Origin of the sequence: Collimonas antrihumi, from assembly GCF_018304965.1 — a bacterium.
GTDB lineage: Bacteria > Pseudomonadota > Gammaproteobacteria > Burkholderiales > Burkholderiaceae_D > Collimonas > Collimonas antrihumi.
In genome coordinates this window covers 60797-78493 of record NZ_JAGQED010000022.1, presented here as the reverse complement: position 1 = coordinate 78493, position 17697 = coordinate 60797, and the positions used below count along the sequence as shown (strand labels likewise).

The window sequence follows — 17697 nt, the reverse complement described above, 5'->3', positions numbered from 1 at the left end:
GGCATCATTCGTCTGAGAATGGCTTCCTTGCGTTCTAATGAATAGCGTTTCACTGCATGTCTTCGCTCCGCCCCCTGAGCTTTTTAAGAAAAATCAGATGACGCGACATCTATCCTGACACAGGGGGGCGGAGCAGAAGGACATTCTGCAGTTTGCTATCCGAACCCGGATTAAATTGTTTTTCCGCCCTGAAAATCTGAAGGGAAGTGTTGAAGATAGTGCGTCAGGCCTGCAGTGGAAACTGGTGAAGGACGGCATTGAAACCGCACTTGAAGTACGCAATCCCAGCGCTTTCCATGTTTCGTTCTCCAGAGTAGCACTTGTATTGGATGGCAAAGAGATCGAAAGTGAAAATAGACCGATGGTCGCGCCAGGAAAAACTGAACGGTTTGTCCTGAATGGATTGCCAGTCACGCCGGGTGTCAAGGCTGAAGTGCGGTTCAAGACTATCGACGATTATGGCGGTGCTGTATCGCACGCGGTGGCATTGTAAATCGGTGGCCTGGCCAAACACACCTGGCTTCGATCTGTGCACTGAGTCCTCAATAGAAATTATTTCGGATCGCCAATTACATCCTTCCGCCTTATTTCGGAATAAACGCCATGGCATTAAGGAAATTTCCTACATACCTGTGGGTGTATTTTTTTTAAAATACGTCCTGAAGTAACGCATCTTCAGCGCTCATCATCAAGGCCGCTTTATCCAGCCGGTATTGTCGCTCCCCGATGCATTAATCTCGGCTGAGGATGCAACTACGCTTTTACCGGTTGCACGCGCAGAAATCAACGGCGCAGGTGAGATTAAAGAATTCCTGAAACGTTTGAGTCAATCCGATGCTTCCGCCAAAGGCGTGCTTCTGGCACTACCTTCGATGGCGCAGTTTTGCGGCCTGTTTGCCATGGTGCGCGAGACGACAGATATCGTCAGATGAAATACGCATATTGAGCGCCGCCGATCTGAGCCAGCCTGAGGAGATGCATTATGTCATTGCCCCCTACCAAATCAATGAAATCACTACGGCCGCTAGTGATGCATCACCTTGTGCTGGTGCAAGGAACCGGGGTTACCTGGTCTTGCAGATCGGCATTTGCGGGTGATCGTGAGATCTGGAAAGAACAGTCGCCGGCAATCTCGTCAGAAGGCTTCGATCCTGTATCTGCCATTGCCGATTTATTCAAACGTGTGCCGCGCGGACGCATGCAAATGGCCGACAAGCTGACAGTGTTGCTTGGCTATCCTTATGTGCAGCATACGGTTTTACCGTGGCGCTCCGATCTGAGCAACGCTGCAGACTGGCAGGAATATGCCGGCGCCACATTTGAAAAACAATACGGTGGCGACAGTTCTTCCCGGAAGACAGTGATCGATCCGGCATCTGTTGGTCAACCCAGATTGGCCGCAGCGGCGAACGCCGCACTGATCGACGGTTTGCAAACCTTGACGCGCACCCGCAAATTGCGCATGGTCTCTTGCATGTCTTTGTTGACGGCTGCGGTACAGCGTCACTGGGACCAGCTGGAAGACGATTGCGTGTTGAGCTTGCCGCAGCAAGATGCGTTCGAATGCCTGTTCAGAAAACAGGGCGTATGGCAGGTGGTGCACAGGATGCCGGCAGCACAGGAGGCGGTGATAGCAAAGGCAACGATCCCAACGGGGAATGTTGTGCCCTTGCTGGCGCTGATGCCCATCAATGGCAACTCACTCCACGCGCAAGAGAGTAAGTCCGCAATACGCTGGCTGGGTGCGGCACATTCGTGGCTGGATGAGCCTGATAGCTTAAGCCGCGCGAATGGCTTTGTCGAAATCGCCGAAATCAGCGACACGCCCACGCGCGCGCCTGCCGTCAGTGCGCCGGGCAGAACGCATGATGCTGCCATTCCGGGGCTGTCGGTGGGAGCTACAGTTGCATCGCCAGTCAATGCCGTTGTTAAAAGCGGCGGCAGGCGCTACAGGTGGACCCGTTTGCCCGTAGCCGACTGGTTAGAGCGATCGGGGCGATATGGAGAATGGCATGGCCAGGTATGGCGCCGTCCAAAGAGTTGTTCTTCCTATGCAGTTATTTATTGTTGGCTGGGTGCGCCGCTGTCGTGGTGGCAAAAGGGGGCGCAATGAGTGATTCTCGCCGACGCATTAACAAGGAATCCGCAAACGCTCGCCCGATGCTGGATTTTGTGCAGCCGCAAAGGAGGTTCGGTTTACGGACTCCTTTAGTGCTGATGACAGTTTTGCTGGCAGGGGTGTTTGTATTTCAGGCATATCAACCCTGGTTGCAAAAGGAAGCTGGTACTGTCGCCCATGAATGGCGCATCGACAGGCCGCTTGTAGAAAATACCAATCATGCGGTTGTGGTTGCGACTGCAACTGAGGTAATCACTGCAGAGGAAAGCAATCAAGATCGGCTTGTGGCTGAAGATAAGGCCGATGATCCAATCGTCAGCAATGATTTGCCGGCGCCAGATGAGGTGATGGCAGAAATCAAGCCGCTCCCAAGGCAATCGCAGCCTCAATCGGCGACACGTCGTTCACCGCGCGTTAATGCGCCGGCCGCCGGCAAATCGACGAACTTTGCCAGTGCCGCTCTTGCGGTTTCGCCTGGAAGGAAAATCCTGGATACCGATATTGAGGTTGCTACCGGATTTGTGGCTCTGCCCGATATGCTGGCGGAGCGCAGGGCGCCGCAACAACAAATTGTCATACCTGAAGTGATATTCAGCCGTCATGGCCGTCTGATGGAAGTACAAATGAATAGCGAAGATGGAGTTTCTAAATGACAGTAAGCGTGCGAAACCTTGTTGTTGGTGTCGGAATAGGGTTGCTCGTTGCAGGTACGGCAGTTGCCGATACCGGCACGAATAATACTAATAGTACTTTCATGGAATTGCAGCAGATGATGCAAAACCAGAGCATCGATGAGTTGCGTACCGCCTATAACGGAAGTTATGGCGCTTCTTTGCTGTTCAATAAGGATGAGCGTCAATATTACGTTGCGCTGTTTCATGAGAAGAAATTTTGGCGCGTCATAAAAACCAGCTCGGATACACAAGCCGAGCGGACCTATAAAAACTTCGCCAGTCAGAGCGAGAAACTGGCCGAGGTAGAGACCCGCCGCATCAAGCTCGAAGCAGACGAACAATATATCGCACGGCAGATTGCAGTTGGGGAGGCGCGTTTGCTTGTTTTGGAAAATGATCTGGCCATCCAGAAGCAGCAAGAGAGCACGGTCGTTTCTCAACAAAATCAAGTGCGCGAGCAAGTGCAATTGCTGACTGGTGCGGAACGAGCCGCCAATCGAAAAATGCAAAGTTTGAAAAATCGCATTCGTTTCCTGGAAGAGCAGCAGATCAAGATGGATAACGCGGTCGATTGATGCAGGATTTTTTAGGTTGTCACCATGAACAATACGAACGATACAAACAATATGCAGAGTCACGAAATGAAAATCAAGGACGATCAGTGGCAGAAACTGGAGCCGCTGCTGATTGGCAAGCCGGACGATCCTGGCGCTTCGGCCAGGAATAATCGTCTGTTTATCGAGGCAGTGTTATGGATTGTCCTGCGCAAGGCTGCCTGGCGCGCGCTGCCATTTCACTTTGGTAAATCGAGTACGGCATACATGCGCTTTCGTCGCTGGAATGAATGCGATTTTTGGCGGGATCTGGCAAACCATGCGCATATGGATGATGAGTCGCGGTTATTGCTGGACCAGATTGTCGACTACGGTGATGCGTATACCGCTCGCCTCAAACAACGCAAGGCAAGAGGCGAAAGAAAAATCGTCTATACATCGATGATGAATGCGACAATGAATGAAGCAATAGGCAAGGCGCCCGCCAAGCGGACATCGAAGGCAATAGATGAATCGACGTCGCATTGGGTTGGTTTGGTTACATCGCAGTAGGGCGGTTCATTTTCAAACCTGCGGCACTTCGACGTTTGGAAAAGGTTTAAGGTTTAGCTGAACTGCGTTGCCTGATGGACGGTGAATGTTACGTTCAGTGATAGACTGGCAGCAGGGAATTTGATGAGGTTCGCCTATGTCAGCCGTGACATTCGATACGCATAAATTTGTTAAAGCTCTTGAGGCTGCTGGTATGCCTGTGCCACAGGCAGAGGCGATCTCGAATGGAATCAGAGATGCGCACGATTCGGCGGCGGTAGCAACCAAGGCAGATTTGCGCGAGCTAGAGCTAAGCCTGAGTTTAAATCTGACTGTCAAGCTAGGCGCGATCGTCGTAGTTGCATTAGGCGCTTTCAGCGCCCTGTCAAAATGGATTAACTGAACGCTCAAGATGCATCCGAAATCCATAAATAGCAAGTCCTGTATTGATAATTTTTGGAATGGCCAGCCAAAACGACCTTCATGAAAATACCCTCCAAATCACACCTGATTTTTTCCGTTTTTTTCTGCGGATTAGCGTTGTTTACCTCTCACACCTTTGCATCCAGCCCCGATGCATGGCAAGAGCACCGCGCAATGGTCACCGCTAGCTGCATCAACGCCAGTCACCTGAAAGCAGCAAAACCGGTTGTCAGCGCGCCGGTGGAATTTCCGGATGAGATCGGTTATACCGCACTGTTACTGCAAGGCAGTTACCCGCAATCGCACATGAAGAATCGCAAGGGTCGCGAACTCTGTCTGTTCGACAAGAAAACACAAAAAGCCTATATCAGTGAAGCGGACGGATATAAGTAATTGATGGTCACCGCGAGCCGTTACGGATCACCAACATTATCTAAATTGTAAAATTGCCATAAAGACACAAAGATGCTGTATCCTCGCAGGGTCATATTTCATATTTTCCTAACCCGGGGATAGCCATGCAAGCAGCCGCAGAACGGAAAAAAGCCAATCGCAGCGCCGTTAGATTTCCGGGGCTGTTTTTTTTCGGCCGCAAGTTCCTGGGCATTGCCGGCGCGCGGAATACACTGGCGCTGCTGTTGGGAATGCTGGGTGCTCAGATTGGGCCCGCAGCCCATGCGGCCAACATCAGCAGTTTTGCGCCGCAGGGCGAGATCGCCCAGGTGCGCCAGGTGCGGGTGAACTTCTCTGAAGCGGCCGTCAAGTTCGGCGATCCGAAGGCGCCTATGCCGTTCGACATCAGTTGTTCCGAAGCCGGTAGCGGGCGCTGGGCCGATGAGCGGAACTGGATCTATGACTTCGTGCGCGATGTACCGCCGGGAACACGTTGTAGTTTTGCCCTGAAACCGGGATTCAAATTATTGTCCGGCGCGGCACTCAGCGGCAAGAACACATTCCAGTTCAATACCGGCGGCCCTGCTGTAGTCAATGCCATGCCGTACGGCGAAAAGATCGATGAAGAGCAGGTTTTCATCCTGATACAAAACGGCGCCGCCGCCAGCGACAGCATATTGAAGCACGTGTATTGCGAAGCTGAAGGCGTGCATGAACGGATTCCAGTCAAATTCATCGCTGCTGCAGAACGCAAGCAGTTGCTCGACCATTTCGCCGACAAGATCAATCCCGAACGAGTCAGTACCTTGCAATGCCAGCAGCGCTTGCCTAACGATGCTGCGGTTCGCCTGGTATGGGACAAAGGTGTGAGCACGCCGTCCGGTATCGCCAGCAGTCAGCCGCAGGTGTTCAAGTTCAAGGTGCGGCCGGTTTTTACGGCCAGCGTCAGCTGTGAGCGCGAGAACGCCAACGCTGCGTGCGCACCAATCCTTCCGCTACGTATCCTGTTCACCGCACCGGTCCCGCGCAAGCTGGCCGAGGGCATAACGCTGCACGCCGCCAATGGCACGCTGAAACCGTTTTTTGAAAAAAACGATACCGATGACACCGTCTCGCAATTGACGTTCAAACCGCCGTTTGCAGAGAAAACGGAGCTCAGCGTCGATCTGCCGAAAGGTTTCCAGGACGAGAGCGGCCGGCCGTTATCGAATGCCGCTACGTTTCCATTGAAAGTACGGATGGCGGATTATCCGCCGCTGGCAAAATTTCCGTCGGCTCCGTTCGGCATCATTGAACTGAATGCCGACGCCACGCTGCCAGTTACCCTGCGCAGCGTTGAAACCAGCATGTTGGCGCGCAGCGCCGACGGAAAAATCAATCCCGGCACAGTCAGTAATCTGAAAGTCGGCGACGACCAGAACATCATTGCCTGGCTGACCAAGCTGAGGCGCTATCACGAAACCAGCATCACTATCGACAAGAAGCAGGTTGAAACCCGCAGCATCGGCTTGTTGGCGAAACAGCCTGGCGCCAAAACCCTGGCCTTGCCGCCGTCGCCAGATAGCAAAGACGGCGTGCGCCCGTTTGAAGTGATCGGCATTCCTCTCAAGGATCCCGGCTTCTATGTGGTCGAACTGGAATCGCAAAAACTGGGCGCTGCCTTGCTGGGCAAAGCCGCGCCTATGTATGTACGGACCAGCGCGCTGGTGACCAATCTATCGGTGCACGTCAAGGTCGGCCGGCAAAACGGCGCAGTGTGGGTCACCACCTTGGATAACGCCAAGCCGGTGAGCGATGCGGACGTGCGGATTTCCGATTGCCGCGGCACCGAGCTGTGGCGCGGCAAGACTGATAAGCAAGGGATCGCCCTGGTCCCTGAGTTTCCGGTCGATGGCTGCCGCAATGGCGCCAACACCGAGCCGGGACACATCGACGGCTTCTTCGTCAGCGCTCGCAAGAGCGATGAAAAAGGCCGCGCCGACATGGCCTTTGCGCTGACCTCATGGAATGACGGCATCGAATCCTGGCGTTTCAATTTGCCGATGGATTACGACAAATCGGCCACGGTGCGCGCCCACACGATATTCGATCGCACCCTGTTCCGCGCGGGCGAAACGGTGTCGATGAAACATGTGATCCGCACCGAAACCATGCAGGGTTTCGGTTTGCTGCCAAACGACAAACTGCCGACGCGGGCTCGCATCACGCATCAGGGCAGCGGCCAGGAATATCAATTTGCGCTGACCTGGCGCGGCCGGAAAAACGCCGAAACCGTGTTCCAGATTCCGAAAGAAGCCAAACTCGGCACCTATGCGGTGGTGCTGGACGGCGGCAAGGTCAAGAGCGGCGTCAGTGGTGGCAATAACTCGGGTACTGGAGACGCGGACAGCGACAACGCAGACAACGACAATGGTGGCTACGACCAGGGCCGGCGCAGCTACAGCACCGGCAGCTTCCGTGTCGAAGAATTCCGTTTGCCGCTGTTGCAAGGACGGATTACACCGCCGAAAACATTGATCGCTCCCAAGGAAGTGCCGCTAGACGTGCAACTGAATTATCTGAACGGCGGCGGCGCCTCCGGCCAGGCGGTGCACATCACCAGCCTGTTGCGCGGTAAAGACGTCAGTTTTACCGGCTATGACGGTTATTCTTTTGTGAAGCGCAATGACGATGACAACAGCGCCGACAACCAGAAGATCGTGGCCGACAAATTGCCGGTGACGCTGGATAAAAACGGCGCCGGTAAAACGCTGGTGAAGGATTTGCCTGCCATCACGGCGCCGAAGGAATTGCTGACTGAAATGACCTACGCCGATCCGAACGGCGAAATCCAGACCGTATCGAGCGTCACGCCGATATGGCCTTCGGCGGTGGTGGTCGGCCTGAAGGCGGGGGAGTGGGTTTCAGTCAAAAAGAAATTGACCTTGACCGCGGTTGCACTCAATCGGGCAGGCCAGCCGCAAGCCGGCGTGCCGATTGAGATCAGCGGTTCGAGCAAGCAAACCAACTCACATCGCAAGCGCATGGTGGGCGGCTTCTACGCTTACGAAAACATCACCACCGGCAGCGACTTTGGACCGCTGTGTTCCGGCAAAACCGATGTCCGTGGTTTGATGATCTGTACCGTCGAATTGCTGGAGCCGGGTAATATTGAATTGACCGCCAAGGGGCAGGATGGCAACGGCTATCCTGCGCTCGCTAGCAGCTCGGTATGGGTGACCAAACAAGGCGAACTATGGTTCGATGCCGGCAACCAGGACCGTATCGATATCCTGCCTGAAAAAAAGACTTACCAACCCGGCGAAAGCGCGAAATTCCAGGTGCGCATGCCGTTCCGCTATGCTACCGCGCTGATCGCAGTGGAGCGGGAAGGCGTGATCGAAACCCAGGTGGTGCAACTGAATGGACAGGATCCGACCTTCAGCCTGCCGGTCAAAGCCAGCTACGGACCCAACGTTTACGTCTCGGTGCTGGCGGTGCGCGGCCGCATGCGCGATGTGCCGTGGTACTCCTTCTTTATCTGGGGTTGGAAAGAGCCATTGAACTGGTGGAGTGAATTCAAGGAATATCAGGCGCCAAGCGCTACCGTCGATCTGGCCAAGCCGGCCTATAAATACGGCATCGCTGAAATCACGGTAGGCACGGCGGCCAACCAGTTGGCGGTGACGGTCAAGGCGGATCAGCCGAGTTATGCGATCCGCACCACTGCCAAGGTGAATATCCAGGTCAATCTACCCAACGGCAAACCGGCGGCGGGTGCTGAAATCGCCCTGGCTGCGGTCGATGAAGCCTTGCTTGAGCTGGAGCCTAACAAGAGTTGGAATTTGCTCGAAGCGATGCTGCAACGGCGCAGCTACGGTGTCGAAACGTCGACCGCGCAAATGCAGGTAGTCGGCAAGCGCCATTACGGCCGCAAAGCTATCCCGGCTGGCGGCGGCGGTGGTAAATCGCCGACCCGTGAATTGTTCGATACGCTGTTGCTGTGGAAGCCGGTCATCGTGCTGGATGCTAACGGCCGGGCGCAGGTTGACGTGCCCTTGAACGATGCCTTGACCAGTTTCAAGATAGTCGCTGTAGCGCAAAGCGGCGATAGCCTGTTCGGTACCGGCGCCGTCAGCATCCGTTCGACCCAGGATTTGCAACTGATTTCCGGCTTGCCGCCGCTGGTGCGTGAAGGCGACAATTTCAGTGCGCTGGTAACAGTGCGTAATACCACCGCCCGTGCGATGCAAGTCCATGCCACGGCACAGGCTGGCGGTTTGCCGGCTGCAACGCCATTACTTGCCAAGGACGAGAACATTCCTGCTGGTGAGACGCGTGAATTGATCTGGGCGGTGACGGTGCCGCCGGACGTCGGCCAGCTGGTGTGGGAAATCAACGCTCAGGAACAAAGCGGCCCCAAGGTCAAGGACAGCATCAAATTCACTCAAAGGGTAGTGCCTACGGTACCGGTGACGGTGCAGCAAGCTACCTTGTTCCAGCTCGACAAGCCGTTCAGCATGGCGGTAGCGCCGCCTGCCGATGGCCTTCCCGGCCGCGGTGGTTTGGCGATTTCGCTGGCGCCGTCATTGGCATCAGGCAGCGACGGCTTGCGTCGCTACTTCGTCAGCTATCCCTTCTCCTGCCTGGAGCAGAAGACATCGAAGGCGATCGGTTTGCGCGACGAGGCGATGTGGCAAAAGGTATTGAACGATTTGCCGACTTATCTGGATAGCGATGGTCTGGCATACTACTATCCGCCGAACGAGGGTAATGCGCGCCGCGGCAGCGATACCTTGACTGCCTATTTGCTGGCGGTGACGCAGGAATCCGGTTTTGCGATTCCGCAACAAAGCCGCGACAAGATGCTGGATGGCCTGGCGGCGTTTGTGGAAGGCAAGATCACGCGCGATTTCTGGTCGCCGCAGAAAGACCTGGATGTGCGCAAGCTGGCGGCGCTGGAAGCGTTGTCGCGTTACGACCGGGTGCGGCCGGCGATGCTGGATTCGATTCAGTTGTCACCCAACCTGTGGCCGACTTCGGCAGTGCTGGACTGGATCAATATCCTGCAACGCGTATCCAGTATTCCAGACCGCGCCAAACGCCAGGCCGAAGCCGACCAGATCATCCGGGCGCGCTTGAATTACCAAAGTACACGCATGGGCTTCTCGACCGAAAGCAGCGATTACTGGTGGTGGCTGATGGCCAGCGCCGATGTCAACGCCAACCGGCTGGTGCTCACCATGTTGGAAAATCCAGCCTGGAAAGAAGACATGCCGAAGCTGATCAATGGCGCTATTCAGCGGCAGCAGCGTGGTCACTGGTCCACCACCACGGCGAATCTGTGGGGTTCGCTGGCGCTGCAAAAATTCGCCCGCAAATTTGAATCTGAAAAGGTAGGCGGTGTCACCAAAGCCAGCCTGGAGCAGGGCGCTACCGTAAGCGGCAGCCAAAGCTACAACTGGCCTGCCGCCGCGGCGGAGGTCGGCAAGCTGCAATTGCCGTGGCCGTCATCCGCTGCGCCGGCAGAACTGAAACTGAGCCATACGGGCAGCGGTGCGCCATGGGTGACAGTGCAAAGCCTGGCAGCGGTAGTATTGAAGAAACCGTTCTCCAGCGGTTATCGGATCAACAAGAACATCGTTCCGGTCGAACAAAAGGAAAAGGGCAAATACACCCGTGGCGATATCGTGCGGGTCGATCTGGAAGTCGACGCGCAGTCCGACATGACATGGGTCGTGGTTACCGATCCGATCCCGGCCGGCGCCACCTTGCTGGGTTCCGGGCTGGGTCGTGATTCAGCCATCGCCACCAGCAGCGAACGGCCTGCCGGCAATGCCTGGGTGGCGTATGAAGAACGCAGCTTTGAAGCGTTCCGCAGTTATTACGAATACGTACCGAAAGGGAAATTCACCATGACGTACACCTTCCGCATCAATAATCCGGGTGAATTCAGTTTGCCGCCGACCAGGGTGGAAGCGATGTACGCGCCGGAAATGTTTGGTGAAAGTCCTAACCGGAAATGGATGGTGAAGTGAGGCCGACTTGCATTTTGGTTGGAATCAAGCGCTGGTCCCCAGGCGCTGTATTGATGCTGGCCTTGAGCGTCGGCCCGGTGCACGCCTTGCAAAGTTTCGCCGATGTGCAGCACGAGTTCCGCTCATCTGAAGCCAGCTTGTACGATCGCAAGGGCCAGTTGCTGCAGCAGATTCGGCTGAATCAGAATGAACGCCGCCTGTCATGGATAGCGTTGGAGGATGTGTCGCCAGCTTTGCGCAACGCGCTGGTAGCATCGGAGGACCGGCGCTTTTACGCGCATAGCGGAGTCGACTGGAACGCGGTGGCCGCCGCCGCATGGGGCAATTTATGGAACACCAGAACCCGTGGCGCATCGACCATCACCATGCAGCTGGCGGGTTTGCTGGACGACGCTCTGAGACGCCGCAGCGCGCCGCGCTCGATCAAGCAGAAGATGTCCCAGGTGATGGTGGCGCAGCAACTGGAGCGCAACTGGCGTAAGGACCAGATCCTGGAAGCTTATCTGAACCTGGTCAGTTTTCGTGGTGAACTGGTCGGCATACATGCCTTGTCGCGGGTCTTGTTCGGCAAGCATCCGAGCGGTTTGAGCCAGCGCGAAGCGGCGATCGCGGTGGCGTTGATCCGCGGCCCGAATGCAAAGCCGGCACGTGTCGCCGAACGCGCCTGCCGTATCTTGCAAGAGCAGCATGCGGCGCAGGAATGCACGGGCCTGGAAGATTTCACTTTGCTGGCTTTGGTGCGCACCGGTTCGAATTCAGAAGTCATCGTAACCACGAGCGCACCGCAACTGGCGCCGCATTTGGCGCGCAAATTGTTGCGTACGCCAGGACAAGCTGTACGTTCAACGCTGGATGCCGGCGTACAACGCTTTGCCAACGATGCCCTGCGGCGGCAATTGGCATCGCTGGTTGAGCGCAACATCGAAGACGGCGCCATCGTCGTGCTCGACAACGCCAGCGGAGACGTGCTGGCCTGGGTCGGTTCCAGCGGCGCGTTTTCCAACGCTGCGGATGTCGACGGTGTAGTGGCTTTACGTCAAGCGGGTTCGACCTTGAAGCCGTTCTTGTACGAGCTGGCCATCGAAAAAAAATGGATGACCGCCGCTTCGATTCTGAACGATGCGGCGATTAACCTGCCAACCGCTAGCGGCTTATATATTCCGCAGAATTACGACAAGCAGTTCAAAGGCCTGGTCAGTTTGCGCACGGCCCTGGCTTCATCCCTGAACATTCCGGCGGTGCGAACTTTGGTAACAGTCACTCCGACGACTTTCTTCGAACGTCTGCAAGGGCTAGGTTTCCAGTTACGCGAATCCGGCGATTATTACGGCTACAGCCTGGCGCTGGGCAGCGCCGATGTCAGCTTGCTGGCGCTGAGCAATGCCTATCGCGCGCTAGCCAATCAGGGGCGCTACAGCGGTGTGCGCACCACGTTGGCCGATCCAGCCGCAAAAATGCACAAGGTGATGGCGCCGGGTGCCGCTTTCATCATCGGCGATATCCTGTCTGACCGTAGCGCCCGCAGCCGTACTTTCGGCCTTGAAAATGCGCTATCGACACGGATCTGGACGGCGGTAAAAACCGGCACCTCGAAAGACATGCGCGACAACTGGGCGGTCGGTTATTCGGATCGGTATACGGCTGGAGTTTGGGTCGGCAATGCATCCGGCTTGCCGATGTGGGATGTGTCCGGCGTAACCGGCGCCGCACCGATCTGGCAAGAAGTGATGCAATACCTGCACAGCCGTGACCAGCTGCGGCAACAGATTCCGCAACTGCCGGCCGGTGTGGTGCAACAGGAAATCCGCTACGCCGACAAGATCGAAGCGCCGCGCCAGGAATATTTTCTGGCCGGAACCGAGCAGAGCCTGATCACGACCGCCAAATCCGACGATATCGCCATCGCCATACGCTATCCGACGCCTGGCATGCTGGTCGCACTCGATCCGGATATTCCGCCGCAGCGGCAGCGCATACGTTTTGCGGCAGATGGTTTATCCAGTGGCTGGTGGCGGCTGGATGGCAAGTTGCTGGCGCCGCCTGCAGTGAAAAATGGCAAGAGAACCAATCACCAGACTGTTGCTGCCGATCCGCAACTGGCCTTGGACTGGATGCCATGGCCTGGCCGCCACGTGCTGGAATTGCTAGACCATAAAATGGCCGTCGTCGACCAGGTCCGTTTCGAGGTGCGTGGCGCGGTAGAGAACGTGGCGTCGCAGAAATCCGGCCGCACCGGAAAGAAATAGATTCAGCTTATCAGGCGTTGCTACGCATCTTGGTGACATGTTCTTCTGCACCTTGTTTGCGAGCCGCAGCCGCAACTTCTTTCGTCACAATGGTTTTCCCGATCGGCGCCAGTGCAATACCTGCCAGCTTCAAATGCTGGATCCCAAACGGAATACCGATGATGGTGATGAAGCATGCGATTGCCGAGAGTACATGGCCGATCGCCAGCCAGACTCCGGCGAACACGAACCAGATAATATTGCCGGCAAGGCCCAGGCCGCCGGTGCCGATATCGTCTTTCTTTGTCAGTTCCTTTCGGCTCACAGCTTCTTTACCGAAGGGGAAGAAGGTAAATTGTCCGATCACAAAACAAGCCTTGCCCCACGGGATGCCGACTATCGTGATGAAGGCCAACACGCCAACCAGCCACCAACCCAGGCCCATGAACACCCCGCCCAGAATAAACCACAGAAAATTACCGATGGCGCGCATATCTTTTTCTCCCTCGATGAAAGCATGATAAAGGGCTTGTGGCCCTATGTTGCTGGAATTGCAAAGAGGAAAATGTAACATCGCACGTAACTGATCACAAGAAAATCTGTGGATTTTAATCACGTCGATTTCACGCCGATTTTCGTTTTCCCATCCACAGGCCGCCGAATTTTCCGCTGGCGAGCGCGGTCCCGAGCAGGGTGATGGCGCACCCGGTCAACATCGCCGGAGTGATTTTTTCATTCAGGAAAACAGCACCCCAGACCAGCCCGAAAATCGGAATCAGGAAAGTCACGGATGCGGCATAAGCAGCGCCAGCTCGTTCGATCAATCGGAAATACAGGATATAAGCAAAGCCGGTGCAGATAATCCCAAGTGCCGTAACGCAGGCCCAGATAGACGATGCGATAGCGTGCTGTGGCCAGAACAGCAACGCGAGCGGCAGCAGCACGATAGAAGCGAAGAACTGGCTGCCGAAGGCGACCACCAACGGCTTGACGCCTGCCAGATGGCGCTTCGAATAATTTACCGCAAATCCATAAAATCCGGCAGCCAGGAGCGCGGCCGCGATCGCTAGCGGTACGCCTGTGACGCCTGCATTCAGGGTATCCCACACCAGCACCACGACACCGGCAAGACCTGACAACAGGCCGCATATTTGCTGGCGGCCTAGAACCGACTGGAACCACGTCGCGGCGATTAACGCAGTCCAGATCGGCGTCGTTGCATTCAGGATTGAGTCGAGGCCGGCATTAACGTACAGCGTCGAATAAGCAAACAGGCCGAACGGAATCGCGGAATTGCAGATGCCGACCACAAACAAAGGCCACGCCTTGCTGCGAAATTGACCACGTGCAGCGGCGGAACGCAGCACCGGCGCCAACATCAGCGCGGCGATGCCGACGCGTAGGGCGATTAGCGCGAAGGGACCGAATTCAGGCGCCGCAATCCGCAGAAATAGAAAGGATGCACCCCAGATTGCGGCAAGCAGGAGCAGTTCGATAAAGTTCATGGGAATGTCCCTCAGTTAACGGGCAGCAGACGCCGCACAACTGAAACATAAGACATATCCGGGCCGTGGACACTCTGGTTCTTGCGTTCGAATTTAACCAGGCTGCGTTGTTCCGTTCCCATCTTTTCCTTCAGACGCAAGGCGAGCAGGGCGCCGCCTTGTTCCAGAGGTACGGGGGCGGTGCCGAGCATGGCGTAGCTGGCTTCGGGGCCGTTGATGATCACTTTTTCATCGCGCATTTCGGCGTGTCGCCGGGTAGCAAGTAATTCCAACGTGCGTGATCTGCTGCAGCCACCGTTACACAATTTGCCAGAGGTTTGAAAAGCCTATAAAAACCATTTCAAACCAACTCAACTTTCCCTGTAGCGAGTTTATATACTCCTCCGATAATCATGAGCTTTTTCTGATCGATGGCGTTGCTTATTATTGAAGAGTTAGTCTTTAGCTTTTCGATATTATCAATCACATTTTGTCGAATTGAGGCGTTAAAGATGTCGCCCTGAGTCAGGACTTTTTTTACAGAGGGTGCAATCGCATCAGCAAGAAGTTGAATATTCCCCGGAAATTTTTTATTATCTTTTTGTGACTCGATAGCAGCTTTCACAGCGCCGCAACTTTCGTGGCCGAGCACCATTAATAGTGGTGTTTGTAGTACTGCGACGGCATATTCAAGGCTCCCTAAGCCATCGTTGCTTACAAAATTTCCGGCAACACGCACTACGAAAAGATCTCCGCGTGCGCTATCGAATGCATATTCCGGGGCGATGCGAGAGTCGGCGCAACTGAGTATTGCAGCAAAGGGATTTTGCCCGGTCGCTAGTGGTTCACGCTCATTGAGAAAATCATGGCGTTTGGTTACACCTTCCACATAACGTTTATTGCCAGCTGCCAGACGATTTTTCGCTTCTTGAGGCGTTATTGTGTTTTCTGGCTTTGGCGGAGATTTGTCGGCTTGTTTAGCGATTGCATTTGCGGACAGGCTTGATAGTGCGGCAATGCTGCTGGCGACGGATAAACGTAAAAAAGTGCGTCGATGAGAAGTGGCGGGAGTGGCTTTCGAGTGGCTATCTGATGTACACATGTCGACCTTATGAGCAAAGTTGGGAGGGGGGAAGGCAGGATCAAATCAAACAACATGGCTTGTTATGATTTAGATAATTCTATTTCGTTCAATTTTGTGGACTGAACTCAAACTGGACATTACGTGATGCGTGCGCTGTGACTTTGCCCATTGCATTGGCACTATGCAAAATTCCACCAACTCCCATAATTGATATGGTCTCGCCCAACTCGGCGCGCAATTGACGTATGATGCTGTCGGTGGCGATGACGCCATCCATTTTTTGATGCAACAGCGTATCCAGTTCAGAAGCACGTCGCGATTGCTGCAGATTTAGAGACGCGACGCTTGCACATATAAGTAACGAAACATTCCGCAATGACAGACCATTCAGCACCAGCCCCCGATGAATACGTTGACGACGGCGCAGATGCCGGTAACGACCAGAAAACCCACGAACCGCGTTTGTGGCGCGACGATGGCTGGACCGCGCGCATCATCAAGAACGACGACGATGACGGCTGGGCGGTAGCCATGATCAAGGATGGCGAACCGGAGCCGGCGCTGATCGGGCCCTGGACCATGGGGCGCGACAAGAAAAATCCGAAACCGCTGGATCCCTCGGCCTTCATCACACTGGTCAAGACTGCGTCCGAATTTGTGCGCAGACATGAGCAGCAGTTGCATGCGATGCTGCACAAGAGCATCGCGGTGAGCGATGCCGACGCAACGTTCAATGTCACGCTCGATATTATTCCTGACGACGATTTTCCGTATGCGTTGCTGACGGCCCACGATGAGGACGGTGAACAGGTGGCACAAGTGCGGGTAGCGGCGACTTTCAAGCTCAGCGAGAGCAGCGCAAGCGCATGGATTGCCAACGAATTTCGCACGCCGCATTGAAATCGCACGCAAAAAATTCTGGGATAGTGCTTGGAGTGATTTAGGATAAACCTTATACTGGGTATTTATACAGTTTTGGTGAGCAATGCCGCACAAGTTCCGTCACTTCCTGCTGTCCCTGTTATTCCTTTTATTTCTCGGTTCTCCGGCTTTTGCCACTGATTGTCCCTCGCACTACGCCGCCGGCCGCGCTCCTGAAATCCTTAACGATAAGCTGGCGCGCCAGACGCAGGAGTTGTGCTACCAGGCTTTTGCAGTCATGCATTCAGGTATCACGCGTACCCCTTTATGGTCGGCCGAACATCTGACGCGCAATAACATCGACGCCGCGCGCACGCTGTCGCGCGAAAATTCCTTTCATCCCGAGCCGGCCTTGCTGATCAATGGCCGCGCCGAGTTGAAAGACTATGCGCGCTCCGGTTTCGACCGTGGCCACATGAGCCCGAACGGCGACATGGCAAACCGCACTTCGCAGTATGAAAGTTTTAGTCTTGCCAACATGATTCCGCAGAATCCGCAAAACAATCGCCATATCTGGGCCGAGATCGAAAGCGCAGTACGGCGCCTGGTGGTGAAAGAAGGCGAGCTGTACGTGATTACCGGCCCGGCTTTCCTCGGCCAGGATCTGCAAAAGATCGGCAATGTATTGGTGCCGACCTATATCTATAAAGTGGTCTATAGTCCTAAAAGACAGCAGGCCGCCGCCTATTTCATCAAGAACGAGGATACCTCCCAGTATCAGGCTTTGTCGGTGACGCAGCTGGAAAATGCCTTGCACATCGATCTGCTGCCAGGTGTGCCGAAGCGCATCAAGGACGTAGCGATGCCGTTGCCTAAAGCGGGAGCGGGAGCAGGGCAGCACGGCGGCAGGAACCTTGCTGAAAGAAACGAGGAGCCGGCCGCCCAGGTTAAAAAGATTGAGGCGGATTTACTGACCAGGTTATTCAATGATGCGTTGAAAATGCTGCTCAATTTCATCACGAATTTGATACATAAAGGATGGTCGCATGGTTAACACGATTAAATTTATTCCATACGCCGATGAAAGCGCCACGCTCTCCATCGGCAAGCTGAATGTTGAAAATCGGCTGGACCGGGTCAGCTTGTTCGGCGATGTCGACCTGACGCTGGACCAGCGCGGACTGGAGCAGGCAAAAGCATTGCAAGCGCTGATCAACCAGGTGGTGGCGGAACTTGAATCGAGGACATTGCCTGAGGTGCTGGCTGTTGCGCCGGTGGTAAAGGTCAGTAATCCGTTTTAAGTAGGCGGAAACATAGCGGGAAACAAGCGAG

General features: G+C 55.1%; 18 protein-coding genes. 13 read left to right on the top strand and 5 right to left on the bottom strand.

The annotated features are described in order from the left end of the window. Positions 1–175: 175 nt before the first annotated feature. From KHU29_RS16965 to pbpC, 10 genes are all read left to right on the top strand, one after another. Positions 176–493 carry a fimbrial biogenesis chaperone gene (locus KHU29_RS16965; RefSeq protein WP_211454040.1) on the top strand — a complete coding sequence of 106 codons (318 nt, stop codon included), beginning with the start codon at positions 176–178 and terminating at the stop codon, positions 491–493. Positions 494–713: 220 nt separating this feature from the next. Continuing rightward, positions 714–932: a hypothetical protein gene (locus tag KHU29_RS16960; RefSeq protein ID WP_211454039.1), complete on the top strand. Its 219-nt coding sequence runs from the start codon at positions 714–716 to the stop codon at positions 930–932. 50 nt (positions 933–982) lie between these two features. After that, positions 983–2113, top strand: coding sequence for a hypothetical protein (locus tag KHU29_RS16955; protein ID WP_211454038.1), 1131 nt, complete (start codon positions 983–985; stop codon positions 2111–2113). After that, positions 2110–2772 (top strand): hypothetical protein, encoded by a 663-nt coding sequence (locus tag KHU29_RS16950; protein WP_211454035.1) that lies wholly within the window; start codon positions 2110–2112, stop codon positions 2770–2772. The genes KHU29_RS16955 and KHU29_RS16950 overlap by 4 nt, the downstream gene beginning before the upstream one ends. Continuing rightward, positions 2769–3368: a DUF2968 domain-containing protein gene (locus KHU29_RS16945; protein ID WP_211454033.1), complete on the top strand. Its 600-nt coding sequence runs from the start codon at positions 2769–2771 to the stop codon at positions 3366–3368. The genes KHU29_RS16950 and KHU29_RS16945 overlap by 4 nt, the downstream gene beginning before the upstream one ends. 24 nt (positions 3369–3392) lie before the next feature. Beyond that, the gene (locus KHU29_RS16940; protein ID WP_211454032.1) at positions 3393–3899 is read left to right on the top strand and encodes a transposase; all 507 of its coding nucleotides are present in this window, start codon (positions 3393–3395) and stop codon (positions 3897–3899) included. Positions 3900–4035: 136 nt separating this feature from the next. Continuing rightward, positions 4036–4281, top strand: coding sequence for a DUF1640 domain-containing protein (locus KHU29_RS16935; protein WP_211454030.1), 246 nt, complete (start codon positions 4036–4038; stop codon positions 4279–4281). 137 nt (positions 4282–4418) lie between these two features. Continuing rightward, entirely contained in the window at positions 4419–4694 is a 276-nt protein-coding gene (locus KHU29_RS16930) for a hypothetical protein (RefSeq protein WP_211454028.1), read from the top strand. A 125-nt stretch (positions 4695–4819) separates the two neighbouring features. Continuing rightward, the gene (locus KHU29_RS16925; RefSeq protein WP_211454026.1) at positions 4820–10711 is read left to right on the top strand and encodes an alpha-2-macroglobulin family protein; all 5892 of its coding nucleotides are present in this window, start codon (positions 4820–4822) and stop codon (positions 10709–10711) included. A gap of 53 nt (positions 10712–10764) precedes the next feature. Further along, on the top strand, positions 10765–12957 hold the full coding sequence (gene pbpC / locus KHU29_RS16920) for a penicillin-binding protein 1C (RefSeq protein ID WP_211454024.1): 2193 nt from the start codon (positions 10765–10767) through the stop codon (positions 12955–12957). Positions 12958–12967: 10 nt separating this feature from the next. Here pbpC and KHU29_RS16915 read toward each other — a convergent pair whose 3' ends face one another. From KHU29_RS16915 to KHU29_RS16895, 5 genes are all read right to left on the bottom strand, one after another. Further along, on the bottom strand, positions 12968–13552 hold the full coding sequence (locus KHU29_RS16915; protein ID WP_343216068.1) for a YccF domain-containing protein: 585 nt from the start codon (positions 13550–13552) through the stop codon (positions 12968–12970). A 7-nt stretch (positions 13553–13559) separates the two neighbouring features. Further along, on the bottom strand, positions 13560–14441 hold the full coding sequence (locus tag KHU29_RS16910) for a DMT family transporter (protein ID WP_211454022.1): 882 nt from the start codon (positions 14439–14441) through the stop codon (positions 13560–13562). An 11-nt stretch (positions 14442–14452) separates the two neighbouring features. Continuing rightward, positions 14453–14680: a hypothetical protein gene (locus KHU29_RS16905; RefSeq protein ID WP_211454020.1), complete on the bottom strand. Its 228-nt coding sequence runs from the start codon at positions 14678–14680 to the stop codon at positions 14453–14455. A gap of 101 nt (positions 14681–14781) precedes the next feature. Further along, on the bottom strand, positions 14782–15522 hold the full coding sequence (locus KHU29_RS16900; protein ID WP_211454018.1) for a carbonic anhydrase: 741 nt from the start codon (positions 15520–15522) through the stop codon (positions 14782–14784). A gap of 88 nt (positions 15523–15610) precedes the next feature. Next, on the bottom strand, positions 15611–15793 hold the full coding sequence (locus tag KHU29_RS16895; protein ID WP_211454016.1) for a hypothetical protein: 183 nt from the start codon (positions 15791–15793) through the stop codon (positions 15611–15613). Between the two features lie 86 nt (positions 15794–15879). Here KHU29_RS16895 and KHU29_RS16890 point away from each other — a divergent pair, with 86 nt between their 5' ends. The 3 genes from KHU29_RS16890 to KHU29_RS16880 all read left to right on the top strand — a co-directional run bounded on the left by KHU29_RS16890 (position 15880) and on the right by KHU29_RS16880 (position 17666). Beyond that, a complete protein-coding gene (locus KHU29_RS16890; protein WP_211454015.1) occupies positions 15880–16404 on the top strand; it encodes a hypothetical protein in 525 nt (174 codons plus the stop codon). 85 nt (positions 16405–16489) lie between these two features. After that, the gene (locus KHU29_RS16885) at positions 16490–17419 is read left to right on the top strand and encodes a DNA/RNA non-specific endonuclease (protein ID WP_246542167.1); all 930 of its coding nucleotides are present in this window, start codon (positions 16490–16492) and stop codon (positions 17417–17419) included. Next, complete coding sequence (locus KHU29_RS16880; protein WP_211454013.1) at positions 17412–17666, top strand: hypothetical protein; 255 nt, start codon at positions 17412–17414, stop codon at positions 17664–17666. Before KHU29_RS16885 ends, KHU29_RS16880 begins: the two co-directional genes overlap by 8 nt. The last annotated feature ends 31 nt before the right edge of the window (positions 17667–17697 follow it).